This window comes from Bacillus sp. B25(2016b) (assembly GCF_001679765.1).
Taxonomy (GTDB): Bacteria; Bacillota; Bacilli; order Bacillales; family Bacillaceae_G; genus Bacillus_A; species Bacillus_A thuringiensis_K.
The window spans coordinates 140007-159779 of sequence record NZ_CP016285.1 but is presented as its reverse complement, the minus strand read 5'-3'; the positions used below and the strand labels follow the sequence as shown (position 1 = coordinate 159779).

Here is a 19773-nt window from a genome sequence, read left to right as displayed (position 1 = left end):
ATGAAAACGCATTTATATCGTGAATTCTTCATCCTGTTTTAGCGATCGGTAATCTTCTACTCTATTAGTGGTGCATTACCGATCGTTAGAACGATATGTAACTATATTGGTATAGCAAACCGAAGGGAGTCTTGTAATGGACATTTTATTAGCGCTTCTTCCTGCAATTGCATGGGGAAACATCTTATTAGTAAGCGTAAAAATGGGCGGTGGTGCATATAGCCAAACGGTAGGTATGACAATCGGTGCTCTATTCTTCGCAACAATTATGTATGTATTTACTCAACCAGCTTTAACAATGACAATCTTAATTGTTGGTTTTATCTCAGGTTTATTCTGGGCTTTAGGACAAGTAAACCAATTAAAAACAGTTGAAAAACTAGGTGTTTCAACTACTGTAACGATTTCTACTGGTATGCAACTTGTTGCAACTTCTATCTTTGGGGTTATCGCTTTCCGTGAGTGGACTACTACGACAACAATCATTCTGGGAACGATTGCAATCCTATTAATCGTAGTTGGTGTTGTATTCACATCATTAGATGATAAAGAAAATGCTCAGCCACCTGGACAATTGAAAAAAGGACTTCTTACTTTAATTGTTTCTACTTTCGGCTATCTTGTATATGTAATAATTATTCGTTGGTATAATATTGATGGTTGGTCTGCTATCTTACCACAAGCAGTTGGTATGTTTGTTGGTGCGGTTGTACTGACGTCTAAACATAAACCATTTAACAAATATGCAATCCGTAATGCTTTGTCTGGTTTACTATGGGGAACTGGAAACTTATTCTTACTTCTTTCATTACCACGTGTTGGAGTAGCAACAAGCTTCCCATTATCTCAAACTGGAATCGTTATCTCAACATTCGGTGCGATTGTATTCTTAGGTGAAAAGAAAACAAAACGTCAATTGATCTTTATTGCACTAGGTAGTGTTTTAATTATCGGCGGCGCTGTATTACTTGGTATGACAAAAGCATAATCTTATATTCTATTAGTAAACCCCTGAAGCATATATGCTTCAGGGGTTTTTCAATTCTAATTATTTTCTAGATATAGTTATTTTTATGTTCTTGTCCCTTATAATTGCTCTTCCACTCTAGCAAACCAGCTACACATATAAAGAGATTAATAACAGTTAATATTAGCATGATGTATAAACCAATATAAGGAATAGCTCCTTCCTTTACCATGAATTTCCGCCTTCTCATTATCCATTCCATCTACGGTAAGTCTTTTCTTTTTACAAAATTCTCTTAAAGATGATATCGTTTTTATAACATATCTCTACTAGAAAGGAATAAAGGATATGCTAACTAAACATCGAATTTTATTTATTGGTGCTGGTCGTATGGCAGAAGCTATATTTTCCGGATTACTTAAAACAAGCAAAGAATACATCGAAGAAATTATCGTTTCTAACCGAAGCAACGTAGAAAAGCTAAAGCAATTACAAGGGCGATATGATGTGTCTACTACAACAGATTGGAAGCAGCATGTTACATCTGTTGATACGGTTGTTTTAGCAATGCCACCTTCTGCTCATGAAGAGTTATTAGCTGAGCTATCTCCGTTACTATCAAATCAACTAGTCGTAACAGTAGCAGCTGGCATTGGACCATCTTATTTAGAAGCTAGACTCCCAAAAGGCACGCCTGTTGCTTGGATTATGCCTAATACAGCTGCTGAAATTGGAAAGTCTATCTCCTTATATACAATGGGACAATCAGTAAACGAGATACATCAAGAAACCCTGCAACTACTTTTAAAAGGTATTGGTACTTCGCAACTTTGTACTGAGGAAGAAGTTCATCAGCTTACTGCAGTTACTGGAAGTGCACCAGCCTTCCTTTATTACTTTGCTGAAAGCTTAATTGAAGCAACAAAAAGTTATGGAGTCGATGAAGAAACCGCAAAACATCTTGTCATTCAAATGATTTCTGGCTCTGCTTCTATGCTCGAACAAACGCAAAATCCAGCTAACCTCCGCGAACAAGTAACAACGCCAGGTGGTTCCACAGCTGAGGGTCTCAAAACTTTATACGAGTATAATTTTTCAGAGGCAATTCAAAAAGCAGTAGAAGCAACAAACAAAAAAGCTAGGGGGAAATAATATGATTTTAACAAGTTTAAAAGACTATACAACATTACATAACGGTGTAAAAATGCCTTGGTTTGGTTTAGGTGTTTTTAAAGTAGAAGATGGTTCAGAAGTAATTGATTCTGTAAAAGCAGCAATTAAAAATGGCTACCGCAGCATCGATACTGCAGCAATCTATCAAAATGAAGAAGGCGTTGGACAAGCGATTCGTGAATCCGGTGTTTCACGTGAAGAATTATTTATTACCTCAAAAGTATGGAATAGCGATCAAGGATATGAAACAACACTTCAAGCATTTGAAACTACATTAGAGAAATTAGGTCTAGAATATTTAGATTTATATTTAGTACATTGGCCTGTAAAAGGGAAATATACTGAATCATGGAAAGCATTAGAAAAACTTTATAAAGATGGTCGTGTTCGCGCTATCGGTGTGAGTAATTTCCACATTCACCACTTACAAGACGTATTTGAAATTGCTGAAATTAAGCCAATGGTCAACCAAGTGGAATACCACCCACGTTTAGCACAAGAAGAGTTAAATACATTCTGTAAAGAACATAATATCCAGCTTGAAGCTTGGTCACCATTAATGCAAGGACAACTACTAGATAATCCAACGTTACAAGAAATTGCGACAAAATATAATAAATCAACTGCGCAAATTATTTTACGCTGGGATTTACAAAACAAAGTTGTAACAATTCCTAAATCAATTAAAGAACATCGCATTATTGAAAATGCAAACATCTTCGACTTTGAATTAAGTGCTGATGATATGAAAGCAATTCAAGCTTTAAATGAAGATCGTCGCGTTGGTCCAGATCCAGATAACTTTAACTTCTAGTAGAAAAACCACTGCCATATGCAGTGGTCTTTTTATTTAAGAAAACTGAAAATTTAAACTATATTCCATTCAGTTGACACTTCATTATTCAAGGTGTAAGATTTTGAATTATCAAAGAAACACAAAAATTAATAAAATTCATTCGTTTACTCATTGTATCAAGAGAGGTGGAGGGACTGGCCCTTTGAAACCTCGGCAACAGGTTCATTTTGAATACTGTGCCACTTCCTGCAAGCTTTATGCTTGAAAGATAGAATGAGGGACTTCGTTTATATACGGGTGCATAACTTGTACGTAAAAATCCCTCTTTCTCAATATGAAAAGAGGGATTTTTTATTTTTCATTTCCCTCATCATCATCCAAACTTAATTATTTAGGAGGAAAATCAAATGAAAAAGAAGTTTGTACCCGGTATTGCATCAGTTGTAGGAGTAAGTATTTTATTAACTGGTTGCGGTAGTTATAAAAACGAAGCAAGCGGAGCAAATGCAAAAGACGAGGCACCTAGTAAACAGGTTTTAAACTTATCTTCACCTACTGAAATACGAACAATGGATACGGCTCGTGCTACAGATACTGATTCTGGTCAAGTAATGAGAAACGTATTTGAAGGTTTGTATAATCTTGGTGAAGGTAACAAACCTGTTCCTGGTGTTGCAAAATCTCATGAAGTAAGTGGCGATAAAACGAAATACACATTCCATTTGCGAGATTCAAAATGGTCAAACGGCACTCCTGTTACAGCTAAAGATTTTGTGTTCGCTTGGCAAAGAGCCGTAGATCCAGCAACAGCCTCTGAATATGCATTTCTATTCTTTGATATTAAAAACGCAACAAAAATTAACAACAAAGAACTTCCAGCCGACCAACTTGGTGTAAAAGCAGTTGATGACCATACGTTTGAGGTAGAATTGGAGCGTCCTGTTCCGTATTTTATTAGCTTAACAGCGTTCCCAACATTTCTACCAATTAACGAGGAATTCTTTAAAGCACAAGGTGATAAGTACGCTTTAGAAGATAATACAATCTTGTACAACGGAGCTTTTACACTAAGCGATTGGAAGCACGAACAAAGCTTTAAATTCAAGAAAAACCCTACCTATTGGGATAAAGATACTGTCAAACTAGAAGAAATCAATTTTAACGTCGTAAAAGAAAAATCAACAGAAGTAAATTTATTCGAGTCAAAACAATTAGATCGTATAAAACTAACATCTGACTTCGTCGATAAATATAAAAAGGATGCTAACTTTAAAGAACGTCCAAACGTAGGCGTACAATTTTTACGTATGAATCAACAAAACAAAGTGCTTCAAAACGTTTCTGCACGCCAAGCAATTGATCAAACAATTGATAGAAAATCCTTTGTAAATACGTTATTAAATGATGGATCTACACCAACATTTGGTCTCGTTCCAAAAAACTTTGCAAAAGGACCTGAAGGAAAAGACTTCCGTACTGCAAACGGCGATTTAACAAAAGTTGATACAAAATCTGCACAAGAGTTATGGAAAAAAGCTAAACAAGAGCTTGGTTCGGAAAAGATAACATTAGAATTATTAACGAGTGATGCTGACCTTGATAAGAAAACTGGTGAATTCTTAAAAGGACAACTAGAAAAGAATCTAGATGGATTAACAGTAAATATAAAACCGCAACCGCGTAAGCAACAAGTTTCGCTTTTATTAAAAGGTGACTACGAAATCGGAATTGATGGCTGGAGCCCTGACTTTGCGGATCCAATTACATTCCTTGAGCTATTTACAACGAATAACCCTTATAACTTAGATCATTACTCTAATAAGGAATTCGATGAAACAATAGCAAAAGTGAAAACAACTTTAGCTGGTGATGAAAAAGCTCGCTGGGAAGCATTACTAGCATCCGAGAAAATATTATTTAAAGACTCTGTTATCGCTCCTCTTTACCAAAAAGGCGAATCTTATTTAGAACGTTCTTATGTGAAAGGAATTGTGCAAGTAGACTTTGCAGGTCAATTAAACTTCAAGTGGGCAAAAATTGAAAAATAAAGTGAAACTTTAATAAGTGGGGGGTTCTTCATCCCCACTTATTATTAGCCCACACCAATTGTTTTTTTAGCAAAATATATTAAAAATAGGTTCTCTCACACATGAGAATCTGCTTTTTTAATATATTATTCTAAGAAATTAACAATCTATTTTTACTATTGACATATAGTTCTTTCCAGTGCTAATATTCTAAATAATCAAAGAAACAAAATATTTCACCATCAAAATATAATGTCTACTACGTTGAAACACATAACGATAGATTATAGTTCAACATGTATATACATATAGAACACATGATTACCTATAAACAAATATTTATAATAGGTTTTATCTCCTTCTATAGCCACTTCAAGACACGGACATTATGACGTTACGAACAACACATTTAGGGAGGAACGAACAATGAAGAAAAAAGTTGTACCTGTTGTTGCATCTGTTTTAGGGGCAAGTCTATTACTAACTGCTTGCGGGGGAAATAAAGATAATGCAAGCGGAGCGAAAGCAAACGATAAAGCACCTGATAAACAGGCAATTAACTTATCATTCGCTTCAGAAATTCCAACAATGGATGTTGCAAAAGCAACGGATGGGGAATCCATGAACGTAATGCGCAATGTTTTTGAAGGGTTATATGCAATGGGAGAAGATAATAAAACGGTTCCTGGCGTCGCTGAGTCGGTTGACATTAGTCCCGATAAAACAAAATATACATTCCATCTGCGTGATTCAAAATGGTCAAACGGTACTCCTGTTACAGCAAAGGACTTTGCCTTCGCTTGGCAACGTGCTGTAAATCCTAATACAGCAGCTGAATACGCATTCTTATTCTTCGATATAAAGAATGCGAAACAAATAAACCAAAAACAATTGCCAATTGATCAACTAGGGGTCAAAGCTGTTGATGACAAAACGTTAGAAGTACAACTAGACCGTCCTGTTCCCTACTTCTTAAGCTTAACGACATTCTCAACATTCTTACCAATTAATGAAGAGTACTTAAAGTCTCAAGGCGATAAATATGGTTTAGAAACAAATCATTTAATTTACAACGGTGCTTTCACATTAGAGAACTGGAAACATGAACAAAGCTTCCAATTGAAGAAAAACCCTAACTATTGGGATGCTAAAACTGTAAAATTAGAAGAAATCAACTTCAATGTCGTTAAAGATAAGTCTACAGAAGTGAACTTATATGATTCAGGACAAATTGATCGTGTTGCTTTAACTGCAGAGTTTGTTGATAAATATAAAAGCGATCCAAACTTCAAGGAACGCGCTGAAGTCGGCATTCAATTTTTACGACTAAATCAGAAAAATGAAACATTAAAAAATCAACATGCACGCCTTGCTATTAACGGCGCAATGAATAAAAAAGCTTACGTAGAAACAATCTTAAATAACGGCGCTGTTCCAGCTGAAGGAATGGTTCCTGCGAAATTTGCAAAGAGCCCAGAAGGCAATGACTTCCGTAAAGAAAATGGAAATCTAGTCAAGGATGATGTGAAAACAGCGAAAGAAAATTGGAAAAAAGCAAAACAAGAACTTGGTACTGACAAAGTAACAATCGAACTATTAACAAGTGATAATGCTTTAGCTAAAAAGACTGGTGAATATTTAAAAGGTGAATTAGAAAAAAACTTAGATGGATTAACAGTGAATTTAAAACCGCAACCACGCAAACAACAGTTGAAACTACTATTAAGTGGTGACTATGAAATTGGTATTGACGGGTGGGGCCCTGACTTCGCTGATCCAATTACATTCTTAGATTTATTTACAACAGATAGTGCTTATAACTTCGATAAATACTCTAACAAAGAGTACGATGAGCTAATTCATAAAGTGAAAACAGATTTAGCTGGCGATGAAAAAGCACGCTTTGAAGCAATGAAGCAAGCTGAAAAAATTCTATTACAAGACGGTGCTGTCGCTCCTTTATACCAACAAGGTCGTTCTTACCTACAACGCTCTTTCATTAAAGGGCTTGTAACAACTGACTTCGGCGGTGAATTTAACTACAAGTGGACAGAAGTTACAAAATAATAAAATAAAAAGGTATCCAATCACAGGATACCTTTTTATTTTATACTTCTTTAACTACATGACTTCTTCTCTTTACTATTCCTTTTATAGATACAGTAATTACCGCTACCAATTGCGTAACTAATATAATGACTAATAATGAAATAATATTTTTCTCTAGACTAACTCCCCCAAATATTATTGTATAATAGCCATTTGCTGCATATGTTGCGGGAAATACTTCACCCATTGTTTGATATGTTTTAGAAAGCATTTCATGCGGTACAATTACACCCGAACTTACAAGTTGTAGTGATAGCGAGATAATATTAAAAATCATACCTGCGTTTCCAAACACAGTTAGAAACATTTGTGTTAATGAAAGAAATGCGAAGAAGACTATTTTCAATAATCCTCTTTTCCTTCTTTTTGCATTGAACCAAAACTCATCATAAATATAAACACAAACATTAAATATGTTCTCCACGTCAAAGAAGGTATATGCCCTGACCACAGATAGCTAATGAAATAGTTAATTCCCATAATACAAGACGATATTACTAAACTAATACTTATTAGTTTTACATATTTGAACATACATTTTCTCCTTACTTTTCTATCTCTTCAAATTGCAGATTTACCGGTTCTTCTAGTAGTGTTTCATAAAAGTTTTCAGCCAAATCTGTTGAAGGAATTTTTTCATCCACTTCATCAAATCGAATACTATCTAGCCACACACAGCCTTCTCCTGATAATAAAACGCCAAATGCAATACCAAGCGCTCCTTCTTTTATATCTAATACAACCGAGTACGATTGCCAGTTATTTGTATTTTTAATTGGGCGATTTTGCATATTATCCATAGCGAGCGGTTCCGTATCGGTTCCGTCTACTCGCATCCACAACCCTGCCCAATCTCTTACGTTCTCACTCTTAACAAATGCTGTAAAACGTAATCTTTTACCTACATATTTATCGGCTCGGAAGATTTGCATTAATGTTGAAAATCCTCCATGCGTAACATTCTCTTTTGCCTTTATGTATGCAGATACTTTTCCTTGATGGACAACTTCATAATCTAACCCCATCTCATATTCAGCAGGATGACTTCCACTTAATACCCATCCTTTTGGTATACCTTTTTGCATTGAAACACCCTCTCTTTCTATATAAAATGACTGGAAGTACTTTCGATATTTCTTTGGTGGCAATTGAAACATTCTTTTAAAAGCTCTCGTAAATGCCTCTTGTGAGGAAAAACCGTATTGCACTGCAATATCAATAACAGCTCTCTCCGTTGACACTAAAACTTGTGCAGCATGAGTTAACCTTCTCTTTCGAATATAATCCGTTACACTCATCCCAACATATCTTTGAAAGATGCGATGAAAATGGTACATCGATACTGCACTGTGAGATGCCACTCTTTCTGTTGTAAGCTCCTCATGTAAGTGATTCTCTATATATCCAATTGATTTTTTTATTATCTCTTTATATTCTTCATGCATTTTAGTCCCTCCCTCACAACTTCAATTTACCATATACATACAAATCGTTTTTGATTTAAATTGCGGATTAGCCCTTGTGACTGCAGAATAATAATTTATTTTCAACACATACATAATTACATGTTTTTGGGAAAAACTTGTATAGAACGAATTTACATAAGGAGGAATTTATAATGAGAATTCTACTATCAGTTTTATTAGCTCTTATGCTAGTACCTGCATTAACAGGATGTAAAGCTCCTGCAAAAGAAGACACAACTTCTAATAAAAAGACGACTGAAGAAGCAAAAAATGAGGCTCCTGCAGATTTAAAATTAAACTTTAATGAATTTAGTTTAGATGCAGACTATGAAGATACGAAGAAAGACTACGAAGCTGATTATAAAAATGTAGCGGCTGATAAGAAAATGGAAGCAAAGCTTGAAGATCATAAAACAAATGCAAAGTTTACAGGTGACGAGGCTATTACAAAATTAAGCCCACTTCTACAAGAATTAAAATTTGATAAAGACACTCCTGACCAAGAAGTAATCGATCAAGTAGTGAACGTGTTCAAACTTGATAAAGACTATCAAAAATTCGATTTAGAAGTTGTCTTCTCTGATGGAACGAAAAAAGAATACAAAAGAGAAATAAAATAACCTTGCACAGGCAAGGTTATTTTTTCGTTTCTGCTTGAAAACGTTTATAGTATGTCGATGCTGTTGCAAAATTAATTTCTATATCACGAATCAATGATGAGTCTTCTTCTTTAGCTAACTTCTGTAATTTTTTCATCGCTTGTTCCGATTCATTCAAGAAACCAGCGTATACCTCATGTTCTTGCTCTTTCGACTTTGGAACACGAATTTCTTTACGTATATTATCGATATCTTCTAACATGCTCGTTGTTACCTTTTGCACATCTTCTTTATATGTAGCAGTCGTTATTTCCTTACCGCCCTTTTCTTTTGCTACTTCAAATAACTGCAGTGCTTTATTAATTTCTTTATTCATTTTCAAATCGTATTTTTCATGTACTGCACGGTATTCTTTCATCTCTTCTGTTTGTTCTGTAGATTGCTCTACCTTTTCTTTCGGTTCTTTCGTATCTTTATTTCCATTACATCCTGCTAGAAGGAGCATTCCTCCCATTACGGCAATACCCAAAACCTTCTTCATCTCTTCTTCTCCTTTTATCTACAACTATTACTCATTATAGTTTCTTTTATCTCCACTTGTTATTATACCGAGAACATCCTACTTTTTACACTTAAGACGATATCTTAATATACACACCAACATTTTTGTCACAGTATCGTCACTTTATGCAAATAACTTTTGCATCACCTTACAACACTGTATAAGTTATTTCAAAGAAATGAAAAAAGAGCTGATTCAACACACGTTTGAATCAGCTCTTTTTATAAATTAAGCCTCTAAATTTTGTCTTTGTTGCAGTTCAAACTGCTTCTCACTTCTTCTGGCCATAAATAGATAACATAACACAGCACCAATTTCACAAAGAGCGATTACAACACCCATCGGTAATGCGGTGTTACTTCCACCAATACCTACTAACGGTGCAACAAGTGCTCCTGAGATGAACTGTAATAATCCTAATAAGGCCGATGCTGTTCCTGCGGCTTGTTTCTGATTTCTCATCGCTAACGAGAACCCAGTCGTTGAGACAACCCCGACACTTGATACAACAAGGAATAATGAGCATAAAACACCAATTAAACCTATTCCGAGCACGATTGTCAGTAATAAAGATAGGCCACCAACAGCTGCGATAATAATACCAGCAACAAATAATGTCTTCTCATTCACTTTCCCTGCTAAACGACCCGTTACCTGACTAGCAATGATAATACCGATACCGTTGATTGCAAAGAATAAACTAAATTGCTGTGGTGACGCTCCGTATATGTTCTGTAACACAAATGGTGAGCCTGAAATGTACGCAAACATTGCCGCCGTTACTAGCCCTTGTGACAATGCATATCCCATAAACAGACGATCCTTTAACAGTTTTCCGTACGTCGCCAATGTTCCTGACAATCCACCCGTTTCTCTCTCTTCAGGAGGTAATGTTTCACGTAATACGAAAGTAGCTGATATTAACATGAATACACTAATTGCTCCAAGAACGATGAAGACACCGCGCCATGTTGTAAATTGTAACAATTGTCCCCCAATAATCGGTGCCAAAATAGGTGCTGCTCCGTTTACTAACATAAGCAGTGAGAAAAACTTCGTCATTTCAGAACCTGAATACATGTCACGTACCATTGCACGTGATATCACAATCCCAGCCGATCCTGAAGCTCCTTGCAAGAAGCGCAATAACACTAAACTCCAAATAGATGGTGCAATAGCACAAAGTAAAGAAGAAGCAACATAAATAATAAGAGCAATAATAAGAGGTTTGCGCCTTCCGTAAATATCACTAATTGAACCGACAAATAATTGCCCTACTGAAAGCCCAAGTAAACAAGCTGTTAATGTTAACTGCGCTAGGGATGCACCTGTTTGTAGGTCATCTGTTAATTTCGGTAAAGAAGGCAAATACATATCAATAGATAATGGCCCAATCGCCGTAAGTGTTCCTAATACAAGAATCATCCATAACCTGTTTGCCTTTACAGGTTTATATATTTCGTGATTAACTTCATTCACTTTTTCAATTCACCCTTTCCTATACACACCGAATCGTAACAATTATAGTTACATCATAAACATACGTCAAGTACATTGGATTTTCCTCTTTCATAATGTAAAAAAAGCGATAGAAATTCTATCGCTTTACTTTTTCACATTGCTATTCGTAAATTTAGATACTGAGGCCATCGTCTCTCCCGTATCTAAATATGTAATTTGAATTGGGTCTCCTACTTCTGTAAACATAGCATATGGGAATTTCTTCACTGGTATCATAAATACCTTTTGTTCATTCTCTAAAAGTACGTACACGATTGTATTTTCACCTGATTTTTCTTTATATACACGTTGTACAATACCTTCTTTTTGCGCTTCTTTTCCTGTTGAGGTTGGTCTAAATGTATCACCATTACCGCTCATTACGTTTTTATAATTCTCAAGCGCTTCTTTCTGCGAAGAACCTGTTGCAAATATTTTTGCATTAGCAGCATATACAACTGTATGCGCACGTACTAGGCCTCCGTCATCAACAACCGGAATAATCCAAGCTGGTTTACCGTATACGTTATAAATGACAGGCATTGTCCCATGCCATTTCTCTCTCTTAAAGGAATTATCTACTACTTCTGTAGCTGCTGAACCATCCATAATCCCCTTTACTTCTTTTCCATTATAGTAATATAGCTTGCCTGTGCGTGCATCTACTAATGAATAGCCTAGAGCTGAATCTACTCCTTCTTTTGGAGAAGTAAAGTCTGTAAAATAATACAGTGTTCCATCTTTACCAAAAATCGGGGTCACGCCTTCTTTCGTTCCCCACTCAGTCGGAATTTTCATATCTGTTTGTGAGAATTTCGTATTCCAAAATCCGTGAATATATTTACCAAAGTACGTATTTAACGTAGATGCAGTCTCATGATTTAATACACCATCAACAAATTTAGGTGCCTTTCCTTTATCATATCTTTTCACTTCACCTGTTTGTGCATCTACTACGACAACACCTTCTACCTCAAATCCAGATCTTCCTGAAATAAATTCACCATACGTCATTGTATAATATGGTTTTCCTTTATCATCAACCTCAAATTTAGGTTTTCCTTTAAAGATTAAATTTGGTTCTGCTTGCCTTACCACACGCTCTAAATTATTACCAAAAAACATGCTTGGCACATATTTCATTTTATAACCGAGGTGCAGTTTCGCTTCCGCATCAGGATTCGTACCTGACATCGTTACGTACCCTGGAATTGTCTCAGCTTTACGCGCTTTAAAAAATCCTGAAACTTCAATCGGCGCTACATATAAAGCCTCGCCGTTTACCATTTGTGGCGTTAATTCTCCTAGCTCAAAATAAGCTACTTTTGGAATATCACCAAATACTTTTTTCATCTTATTCTCCGCTGTCTTTGGCGGCACTGTAAACGGCTGGTCATTTTCAGTAAATGGCTCTGAAATATCTTTCTCTACCTTAACAACAGAATCATATTTCTTTTGCGAGATTACTATATCGTGCAAATAACCAAAGTAGCCGTAACCTGCGAGTAAAATAAACATTAGAAGTCCTTTTAATGTACCTTCTAATTTCCCTATTTGATCTTGTGAAAATAAAACAAGCCCAATTAAAATTGCTACTGCAACAGAATAATGAGTAAGAATCGAATCTACTCGATCATCAATTAGCCAAAAGTATTCATAGATTGCAATACCTATCCAAAATAAAACAGGAATAACTAAAATAGATGATTTCTTACCCTTTACAATCTTCTTATCTCCCTTCTTATCCACTGCTCGAAGCTTACTACTACTTCTTGTCCATGGAATCAAAAACAAAGTAAGAATAGCTAAAACTACAAATTTCATCAAAGGCACTGTCCCCTTTTCTTTTGTATTCCCTTTTAGTATAACAAATAAAGGGTATTAAGGTGAAAATAGGAATAGTTATATTTTTTTACTACTTAATACAATCCCGCTCACTACATATAGAATAGATGCAATATAAAAAATTGTACCAATCGTAAAGAAATCTACTAAATATCCCGTGGCAATAACCGCTACTGCTCCGCCAATGGATGTCCACACATGGTATTTTCCAATCTCATAACCAGCCTTTTCCTGCGCAACCTTTCGTGCTAACGAAGTCTTCTCAGTATTACGCTGCACAGCACCTAAAACGCCCATTACAATTTGAAGAATATACACATGCCAAACTTCCGTGGCAATTGGAAAGCAAAGCATTAAGATTGCCATGGACCAAGCGTATATGATTAATAATTTTTTATCACCTACTTGATCAGATACCTTCCCCACTAGTGGATATACAAGTGCTGATGTTAAAGCAAATAAGCCATACGCCCAGCCAAATTGCGAGAAGCTATTTCCAACGTTTCGAAGCAATAATATATAAAAAGGAAATACCATACTTCCTGCCATCATGATGATACTTTGCGAGGCCACAAATCTTCTATATGTCATTTCGTATACTCCCTATAAAATAAATTCACAAATCTCTCTTCTGAATCTACTTCCTTCTTTTTCTTGAGAAATTCTTCAATACGAGGATATGCCCTCTTTAACTGCTCTTTCGTTGGATAAGAATAATACGGCAAATAGTAACTACCGTTATGCTTTAAAGTAACATCAATCATCTTGCGAATGACATCCTCTGTTTTCTTTATCTCACTCTCTGAGCGTCCCTGGTTAATCAAAAGAACCAGCGCAAACATATCATCTTTCGCATAGGACAAAACTGCATTTTCATTCTTTTCCACGTAACGAATCGTAATGTTGAGTAAATTAAACTCTTCTTCATTTAATACGTTACGTAGATCATCTATATACTCTGTGAAAGCATCTATAGGCACAAAGTATTCTTGTAACACTTCGGTCCTATTTGGATTTTCATATTCCATAAAAGCACTATCTGATCTCATAACATTATTACGCGTCTCATACTTTCCATCTGTACGTTCAAAATAACCTCTTTGTATATCCCAAAATGTATTCTTTCCCCAATCACTATAACGTGATAACCCAAGTAAAAATTTCGGTACAGCTATAATATTTTCTTCCTTTAATTCACTGTACTCTTCTCTCATATTTTGATTTTGTGCCAAAGTATAATCTGTCACATACATCTCTTTTAAAAATGAATTTGGAGCAACAGAAATACGCGCTAAGTGCATACGAACATTCTCATCTCTTTTCACTTTCTCTTTGAAATAAGATACGTATTCTTTATAATCTATCATTCTCGTGTGCATTTCATATAATTCATCATCTGTTAACTTCAGCGTCACATCTAAAATAACTCCAAATAAACCGTAACCCCCAATGACATATGGAAATAACTCTGCATTTTCTTCTCTACTTACATTACGTACCGTGCCATCTGCCATTAACAATCTAAATGAATCTACTGTATCAATCAGTGCCTCATGACGAATATCACGCCCGTGTACATTTACACTTAATGAACCGCCAACAGTAAAAATATTTTGAGACTGCATGACCTGTACCGCAAGGCCATAAGGATTTATTTTCTTCTGAATATCATTCCAGGTGAAACCACTTTGCACTGTAATCCGCTTCTTCTCTGGATCAAATTCTAATATTTTATTATATCCTTTCATATCGAGCATCGTGCCATTCGGATAATATGTCTGTCCTCCTTGGCTATGTTGCATGCCTGCAATGGAAATTTTCTCTCCTGAAACTTTTGCATCTCGCACTAATTTTATTAACGAGTGCTCTTCCGTAGCACTTTCAACACGTTTTATTTTTGTCGGAAGCAATTTACCTACATCACTCATAATAGGATGATCAATTTGTTTTTTATACGTATGTACAGACGTTGCAAGCAAAACCGTATATGCGACAATGACCACTGCTATCTTTCTTTTTTTCAAAGGACACTCTCCTTATTAGCAACAAAAAGAGATACCCGTTCTTTCAGGTACCTCTCTTGACAGTGATTAATTTGCTGCTGGCAATTGTATTGGATCAAATTTATCATACGATGTAAACTTTGCATCCGTAATAATGTGCGCTTTATCCTCACCATTGCTACTCATAACCATATCTATCTTTGCTGATTCATATTTAAATTCTTTTGTAATAATATATTCCCCATCTATTTCTTCTATCTTTGCATTTTGGCCTTGTAGCATTTGTTTCTGCTTTTCATCCATACTAGCTAGCATACTCTCTGTCTCTTGCCCTTTTAATGCAAACTTCAGCTTATAATTATCTCCACTTTTCTCCATCTTCACTTTATTTAAAATTTCCGATGGAATCTCTAAATTATCTACCATTCCTTGAGTCGCGTTCATTCCGTTAGCATTCAATTGTTCCTCTGGTACAGACATAATTTCACCCGTATTAGGATTTTTTAACTGACCAGCAATTTTGCCACCCACATCATAAACAACAACCTCTGTACCAGAAACATTCATTTCAGAACGAGAATTTTTTTTCTTCGGCTCTAGTTGCATTTTAGCCTTTATTACATTCATCTCTGTTCCTTCAGCCTTTATTCCCACATCATATGTCATCGTTACATTTTCTTCGTTTTTAAAAGCTTCATTCGCTTTATTAAAAACATCCTTCGCTGTTAATTCCTTTTCCTTCTGCACAGCTTCTTTTTTCGGTTCGTCAGTCTTTTTTGTTTTCTCATTACTACACCCTACTCCTAGACCGACTGCAAGTACTAAACTTGAAATTAAAATAAGTTTTTTCATAACGTCCCCTCCTTCCCAAAAATAATATCATCTCTTTTCCTATGAAATCTATATAATTCGTAATATTTATCTTTAAATTTATTTTCTATATAGCAACATGTTTGAGAAAAACTTTAAATATGTTGTAAATAATAACAACTCATTTCAGGAGGTCATTATGAAAGCGATTATTTGTACAAAGTACGGACCACCTAATGTTCTCCAGCTTCAAAATGTAGAAAAGCCTAAACCTAAAAAAAATGAAGTATTAGTTAAAATTCACGCAACAAGTGTATCGACTGGAGATTGTAGAATACGTGGCTTTAATAGCCCCCCCTTATTTTGGATTCCTATGCGGATCATATTAGGTTTCAGAAAACCGAGAAAACCTATACTTGGCGTAGAGTTATCCGGTGAAATCGAAGACATTGGAACAGATGTAACACAATTTAAAAAGGGAGATCAAGTTTTTGCATTAACAGAACTAAACCTTGGTGGTTATGCGGAATACACATGCGTGCATGAAAGTGGATTAATAGCATTAAAACCTACCAATGTGACATATGAAGAAGCTGCCGTTATTCCTTTTGGCGGAACTTCAGCATTACACTTCCTTAGAAAAGGACAGATAAAAAAAGGGCAACGAGTACTTATATACGGCGCCTCTGGGTCAGTAGGGACAGCTGCCATACAACTTGCTAAATACTTCGGGGCGACTGTCACAGCCATTTGTAGTAGTTCGAATTTCGATTTAGTAACAACATTAGGGGCAGACAACGTAATTGATTATATGAAAGAAGATTTTACTAAGCAGGGCGAGCACTACGATATTATATTTGATGCAGTTGGAAAATATAAAAAGTCTCTTTGTACAGATGCATTAATGCCTAATGGAAAATATGTATCTGTGAACGGAATGATGGCAAAGGTCAGTAAAGAAGATATGAACCTGCTAAAACAACTAGCTGAAACAGAAAAGCTAAAACCTGTTATTGATATAACTTACCGATTAGAAGAAATTGCTGAAGCTCATATATATGTAGAAAAAGGACATAAAAAGGGAAACGTTTCGATTACCTTAAAATAAAATATATTCTGAAAATATTATTGACAATTCTTTTTGTACGATTTACTATTAGTACCATATTCAAAACTACATACACATACTCTTATCAAGAGTGGCGGAGGGACTGGCCCGATGATGCCCGGCAACCGAGCTTATGACGTATAAGCTAAGGTGCTAATTCCTGCAAAACGATTTTTCGTTTTGGAAGATAAGAGAGGAATCTATTTCGTCTATTCGGCACCTCTCTTATTTTTGGGAGGTGCTTTTTATTTTGGAACGTATATGAAGGGGGATTTATAGATGAAAAAGGTATTATTAAGCATTGTAAGCGGAGCAGTATTGTTATTAGGCGCATGTAGCGTGAGTTCAAATAAAGAGGTAAAAGCATTAGACGAGAAAAAGATTACTGTCGGTGTAACAGGTGGACCACATGAACAAATTTTTGAAAAGGTAAAAGAAGTTGCAGCAAAAGATGGTCTCGAAATTGATATAAAAGTATTTAATGATTATGTAGCGCCAAACGTATCATTAGATGAAAAAAGCCTTGATGTAAATAGCTACCAAACGAAATCTTATTTAGATGTATTTAAAGCTGAACGCAATATGAAATTAACTGAAGTATTTTCAACAGTAACATTCCCTATGGGCGTATATTCTAAAGATGTAAAAGATTTAAAAGATTTAAAAGAGGGCGACGCAATTGCTGTACCAAATGACCCAACAAATGAACTTCGAGCTTTAAAATTATTTGAAAAAGCAGGGGTTTTAAAAGTTGATCCAAAGGCTACAGAAAAAGCGACTGCAAAAGATGTAATTGAAAATCCAAAAAAATTAAAGATTGTCGAATTAGAGGCATCTCAATTACCAACGCAACTAAGTGAAGTGAAAGCAGCTGCAATTAACACAAACTTTGCATTAGGTGCAAAATTAAGTCCAGCGAAAGATTCTATTTTCCGCGAAGGAAAAGATTCACCATATGTGAACTGGGTTGTTGTTCGTACTGAAAATAAAGATGATGCCGTTGTAAATAAATTAAAGAAAGCTTATCAATCTAAAGAAGTAAAAGAGTTTATCGGGAAAAAATTTGATGGTTCAGTTTTACCATCTTGGTAGGAGCTGACGATAATGATTGAATTACAAAACATATCCAAAGTATTTACAACAAAAAAAGGGAATGTTGAGGCTCTTAAGTCTACTTCCCTTAAAGTAGAAAAAGGCGAGGTATTTGGAATCATTGGGTATAGTGGCGCTGGTAAAAGTACATTGATTCGATGTGTAAATTTATTAGAAAAACCAACGACAGGAAATATCATTGTAAACGAACAAGACTTAACAACGTTATCGACAAAAGAACTAGCAAAAGCGAGACAAAAAATCGGAATGATCTTTCAAGGATTCAATTTACTTAAAACTGTTACCGTTTATGAAAATATCGCATTACCGTTATGGCTTGCTGGCATTCCAAAAGCAGAAATTGAAAAAAGAGTAGAAAAGTATTTACGCATTGTCGATCTTTTTAATCGAAAAGATGCGTATCCAAGCGAACTTTCTGGTGGTCAAAAACAGCGTGTTGCAATTGCTCGTGCGCTATCACATGAACCTGAAGTGTTATTAAGTGATGAAGCAACGAGCGCATTAGATCCAGAAACAACCGATTCTATCCTTGATTTGCTATTAAAGATTAACGAAGAAATCGGAATTACGATTTTACTCATTACACATGAAATGAATGTCATCCAGCGTATATGTGACCGCGTTGCTGTTATGGAACATGGATCTGTAGTCGAAAGTGGAACTGTAAAAGATATTTTCACAAACCCACAACATGTAACAACGAAGAAATTTGTAAATAGCGCATTTGCAGCGAAAATTCCAGAAGAGGTACAGAAAGAACTACAACGTACTGGAGAAATTGTAACACTTTCATTTATTGGCACTACTTCAGGGGAACCTGCCTTAGCCGTTGCCACAAAACGTTTCCAAGTGTATCCGAATATTTTATCCGGTAATATTACGCAGTTAAAACATGAAGCATATGGGAAACTAGTCGTTCATATGCAAGGGGAACAAAATGAAATCCACCGTGCTTTATCATTTTTACAAGAGCAAGGAATCATCGTAGAAGGAGGTAGAACAGATTATGGGAAACAAGTCCTTTTTGGATGAATGGGGTAAAGTCATATGGGAAGCCACAATCCAAACCTTTCAAATGACATCTATTTCATTACTCATCTCGATCCTTATTGCACTGCCACTTGGCGTCACACTTGTTTTAACGAGACCTGGTGGGCAGCGTGAAAATAAAATCATCTATCCTATTCTTAATACGGTTATTAATGTTATTCGCTCTCTTCCATTTATCATTCTATTATTCTTTATCTTGCCTTTTACAAAGTTTCTAATGGGAACATCCATTGGCGTGCAAGGTGTTATCGTACCGCTTGTCGTCTTCACAGCCCCTTATATCGCACGTTTAATGGAGACAGCTTTACTAGAAGTCGATCGCGGTGTCATTGAAGCCTACCAAGCGATGGGAGTCTCTACTATAAAAATCATTTGGCACGTCATGGTGAAAGAAGCTCGTCCCTCCCTTGTACTTGGATTAACAATTGCAACAATTGGCTTAATTGGCGCAACAGCAATGGCTGGCCTTGTAGGGGCTGGCGGATTAGGGGATTTAGCATACCGCTTCGGACATTTACGCTACGAGCCTGAAGTAATGTATGCAACGGTCTTTATTTTAATTATCCTCGTTCAAGGATTACAATCTTTAGGGAATGGTGTTGCACGAAGACTGAAGAAAGATTAAAAAAGAAGGTATCTCACCAA

General features: G+C 35.8%; 20 protein-coding genes and 2 riboswitches. Of the genes, 10 read left to right on the top strand and 10 right to left on the bottom strand.

What is annotated here, in order from left to right; translation table 11 throughout:
* Window positions 1–136 precede the first annotated feature (136 nt).
* Window positions 137–988, top strand: a complete 852-nt coding sequence (locus tag BAQ53_RS00945; RefSeq protein ID WP_000353544.1) for a GRP family sugar transporter — start codon at window positions 137–139, stop codon at window positions 986–988.
* Between the two features lie 67 nt (window positions 989–1055).
* On the opposite strand, the gene BAQ53_RS00940 is transcribed toward BAQ53_RS00945, so the two are convergent.
* Window positions 1056–1199, bottom strand: coding sequence for a hypothetical protein (locus BAQ53_RS00940; protein ID WP_000237841.1), 144 nt, complete (start codon window positions 1197–1199; stop codon window positions 1056–1058).
* Window positions 1200–1315: 116 nt separating this feature from the next.
* Between BAQ53_RS00940 and proC the strand changes: the two genes are divergently transcribed.
* From proC to BAQ53_RS00920, 4 genes are all read left to right on the top strand, one after another.
* Entirely contained in the window at window positions 1316–2119 is an 804-nt protein-coding gene (gene proC, locus BAQ53_RS00935; protein WP_000956275.1) for a pyrroline-5-carboxylate reductase, read from the top strand.
* A 1-nt stretch (window position 2120) separates the two neighbouring features.
* On the top strand, window positions 2121–2954 hold the full coding sequence (locus BAQ53_RS00930) for an aldo/keto reductase (protein WP_208906428.1): 834 nt from the start codon (window positions 2121–2123) through the stop codon (window positions 2952–2954).
* 152 nt (window positions 2955–3106) lie between these two features.
* A riboswitch (SAM riboswitch) is annotated at window positions 3107–3211 on the top strand.
* Window positions 3212–3343: 132 nt separating this feature from the next.
* Window positions 3344–4984 (top strand): peptide ABC transporter substrate-binding protein, encoded by a 1641-nt coding sequence (locus BAQ53_RS00925; protein WP_000726474.1) that lies wholly within the window; start codon window positions 3344–3346, stop codon window positions 4982–4984.
* Window positions 4985–5389: 405 nt separating this feature from the next.
* Window positions 5390–7030: a peptide ABC transporter substrate-binding protein gene (locus tag BAQ53_RS00920; RefSeq protein WP_208906427.1), complete on the top strand. Its 1641-nt coding sequence runs from the start codon at window positions 5390–5392 to the stop codon at window positions 7028–7030.
* Window positions 7031–7070: 40 nt separating this feature from the next.
* On the opposite strand, the gene BAQ53_RS00915 is transcribed toward BAQ53_RS00920, so the two are convergent.
* Genes BAQ53_RS00915 through BAQ53_RS00905 form a run of 3 tightly spaced genes read right to left on the bottom strand, consistent with a single transcriptional unit; the run spans window position 7071 to window position 8517 of the window.
* A complete protein-coding gene (locus BAQ53_RS00915; protein ID WP_000706214.1) occupies window positions 7071–7418 on the bottom strand; it encodes an ABC-2 transporter permease in 348 nt (115 codons plus the stop codon).
* Entirely contained in the window at window positions 7415–7606 is a 192-nt protein-coding gene (locus tag BAQ53_RS00910) for a hypothetical protein (RefSeq protein ID WP_000477649.1), read from the bottom strand. Before BAQ53_RS00910 ends, BAQ53_RS00915 begins: the two co-directional genes overlap by 4 nt.
* Window positions 7607–7617: 11 nt before the next feature.
* Complete coding sequence (locus BAQ53_RS00905; protein WP_208906426.1) at window positions 7618–8517, bottom strand: helix-turn-helix transcriptional regulator; 900 nt, start codon at window positions 8515–8517, stop codon at window positions 7618–7620.
* A 173-nt stretch (window positions 8518–8690) separates the two neighbouring features.
* Between BAQ53_RS00905 and BAQ53_RS00900 the strand changes: the two genes are divergently transcribed.
* Window positions 8691–9158, top strand: coding sequence for a YusW family protein (locus BAQ53_RS00900; RefSeq protein WP_001221554.1), 468 nt, complete (start codon window positions 8691–8693; stop codon window positions 9156–9158).
* Window positions 9159–9174: 16 nt separating this feature from the next.
* Here the strand turns inward: BAQ53_RS00900 and BAQ53_RS00895 are convergent, their stop codons facing one another.
* The 6 genes from BAQ53_RS00895 to BAQ53_RS00870 all read right to left on the bottom strand — a co-directional run bounded on the left by BAQ53_RS00895 (window position 9175) and on the right by BAQ53_RS00870 (window position 15899).
* Window positions 9175–9678: a hypothetical protein gene (locus BAQ53_RS00895; protein ID WP_000756515.1), complete on the bottom strand. Its 504-nt coding sequence runs from the start codon at window positions 9676–9678 to the stop codon at window positions 9175–9177.
* Window positions 9679–9927: 249 nt separating this feature from the next.
* A complete protein-coding gene (locus tag BAQ53_RS00890; RefSeq protein ID WP_239460885.1) occupies window positions 9928–11187 on the bottom strand; it encodes a multidrug effflux MFS transporter in 1260 nt (419 codons plus the stop codon).
* A 117-nt stretch (window positions 11188–11304) separates the two neighbouring features.
* On the bottom strand, window positions 11305–13023 hold the full coding sequence (locus BAQ53_RS00885) for a DUF3981 domain-containing protein (protein ID WP_000674037.1): 1719 nt from the start codon (window positions 13021–13023) through the stop codon (window positions 11305–11307).
* 78 nt (window positions 13024–13101) lie between these two features.
* On the bottom strand, window positions 13102–13635 hold the full coding sequence (locus BAQ53_RS00880) for an MFS transporter (protein WP_000222367.1): 534 nt from the start codon (window positions 13633–13635) through the stop codon (window positions 13102–13104).
* The gene (locus tag BAQ53_RS00875; RefSeq protein WP_000746285.1) at window positions 13632–15068 is read right to left on the bottom strand and encodes an FAD-binding oxidoreductase; all 1437 of its coding nucleotides are present in this window, start codon (window positions 15066–15068) and stop codon (window positions 13632–13634) included. Before BAQ53_RS00875 ends, BAQ53_RS00880 begins: the two co-directional genes overlap by 4 nt.
* Window positions 15069–15134: 66 nt before the next feature.
* On the bottom strand, window positions 15135–15899 hold the full coding sequence (locus BAQ53_RS00870) for a DUF6612 family protein (RefSeq protein WP_208906425.1): 765 nt from the start codon (window positions 15897–15899) through the stop codon (window positions 15135–15137).
* 157 nt (window positions 15900–16056) lie between these two features.
* Here BAQ53_RS00870 and BAQ53_RS00865 point away from each other — a divergent pair, with 157 nt between their 5' ends.
* From BAQ53_RS00865 to BAQ53_RS00850, 4 genes are all read left to right on the top strand, one after another.
* A complete protein-coding gene (locus BAQ53_RS00865; RefSeq protein ID WP_208906424.1) occupies window positions 16057–16965 on the top strand; it encodes an NAD(P)-dependent alcohol dehydrogenase in 909 nt (302 codons plus the stop codon).
* A gap of 79 nt (window positions 16966–17044) precedes the next feature.
* Window positions 17045–17159: riboswitch (SAM riboswitch) on the top strand.
* A gap of 85 nt (window positions 17160–17244) precedes the next feature.
* Window positions 17245–18057, top strand: a complete 813-nt coding sequence (locus tag BAQ53_RS00860; RefSeq protein WP_208906423.1) for a MetQ/NlpA family ABC transporter substrate-binding protein — start codon at window positions 17245–17247, stop codon at window positions 18055–18057.
* Window positions 18058–18069: 12 nt separating this feature from the next.
* Window positions 18070–19110: a methionine ABC transporter ATP-binding protein gene (locus BAQ53_RS00855; RefSeq protein WP_208906422.1), complete on the top strand. Its 1041-nt coding sequence runs from the start codon at window positions 18070–18072 to the stop codon at window positions 19108–19110.
* Window positions 19085–19753 (top strand): methionine ABC transporter permease, encoded by a 669-nt coding sequence (locus tag BAQ53_RS00850; RefSeq protein WP_000527154.1) that lies wholly within the window; start codon window positions 19085–19087, stop codon window positions 19751–19753. Before BAQ53_RS00855 ends, BAQ53_RS00850 begins: the two co-directional genes overlap by 26 nt.
* Window positions 19754–19773: the final 20 nt, after the last annotated feature.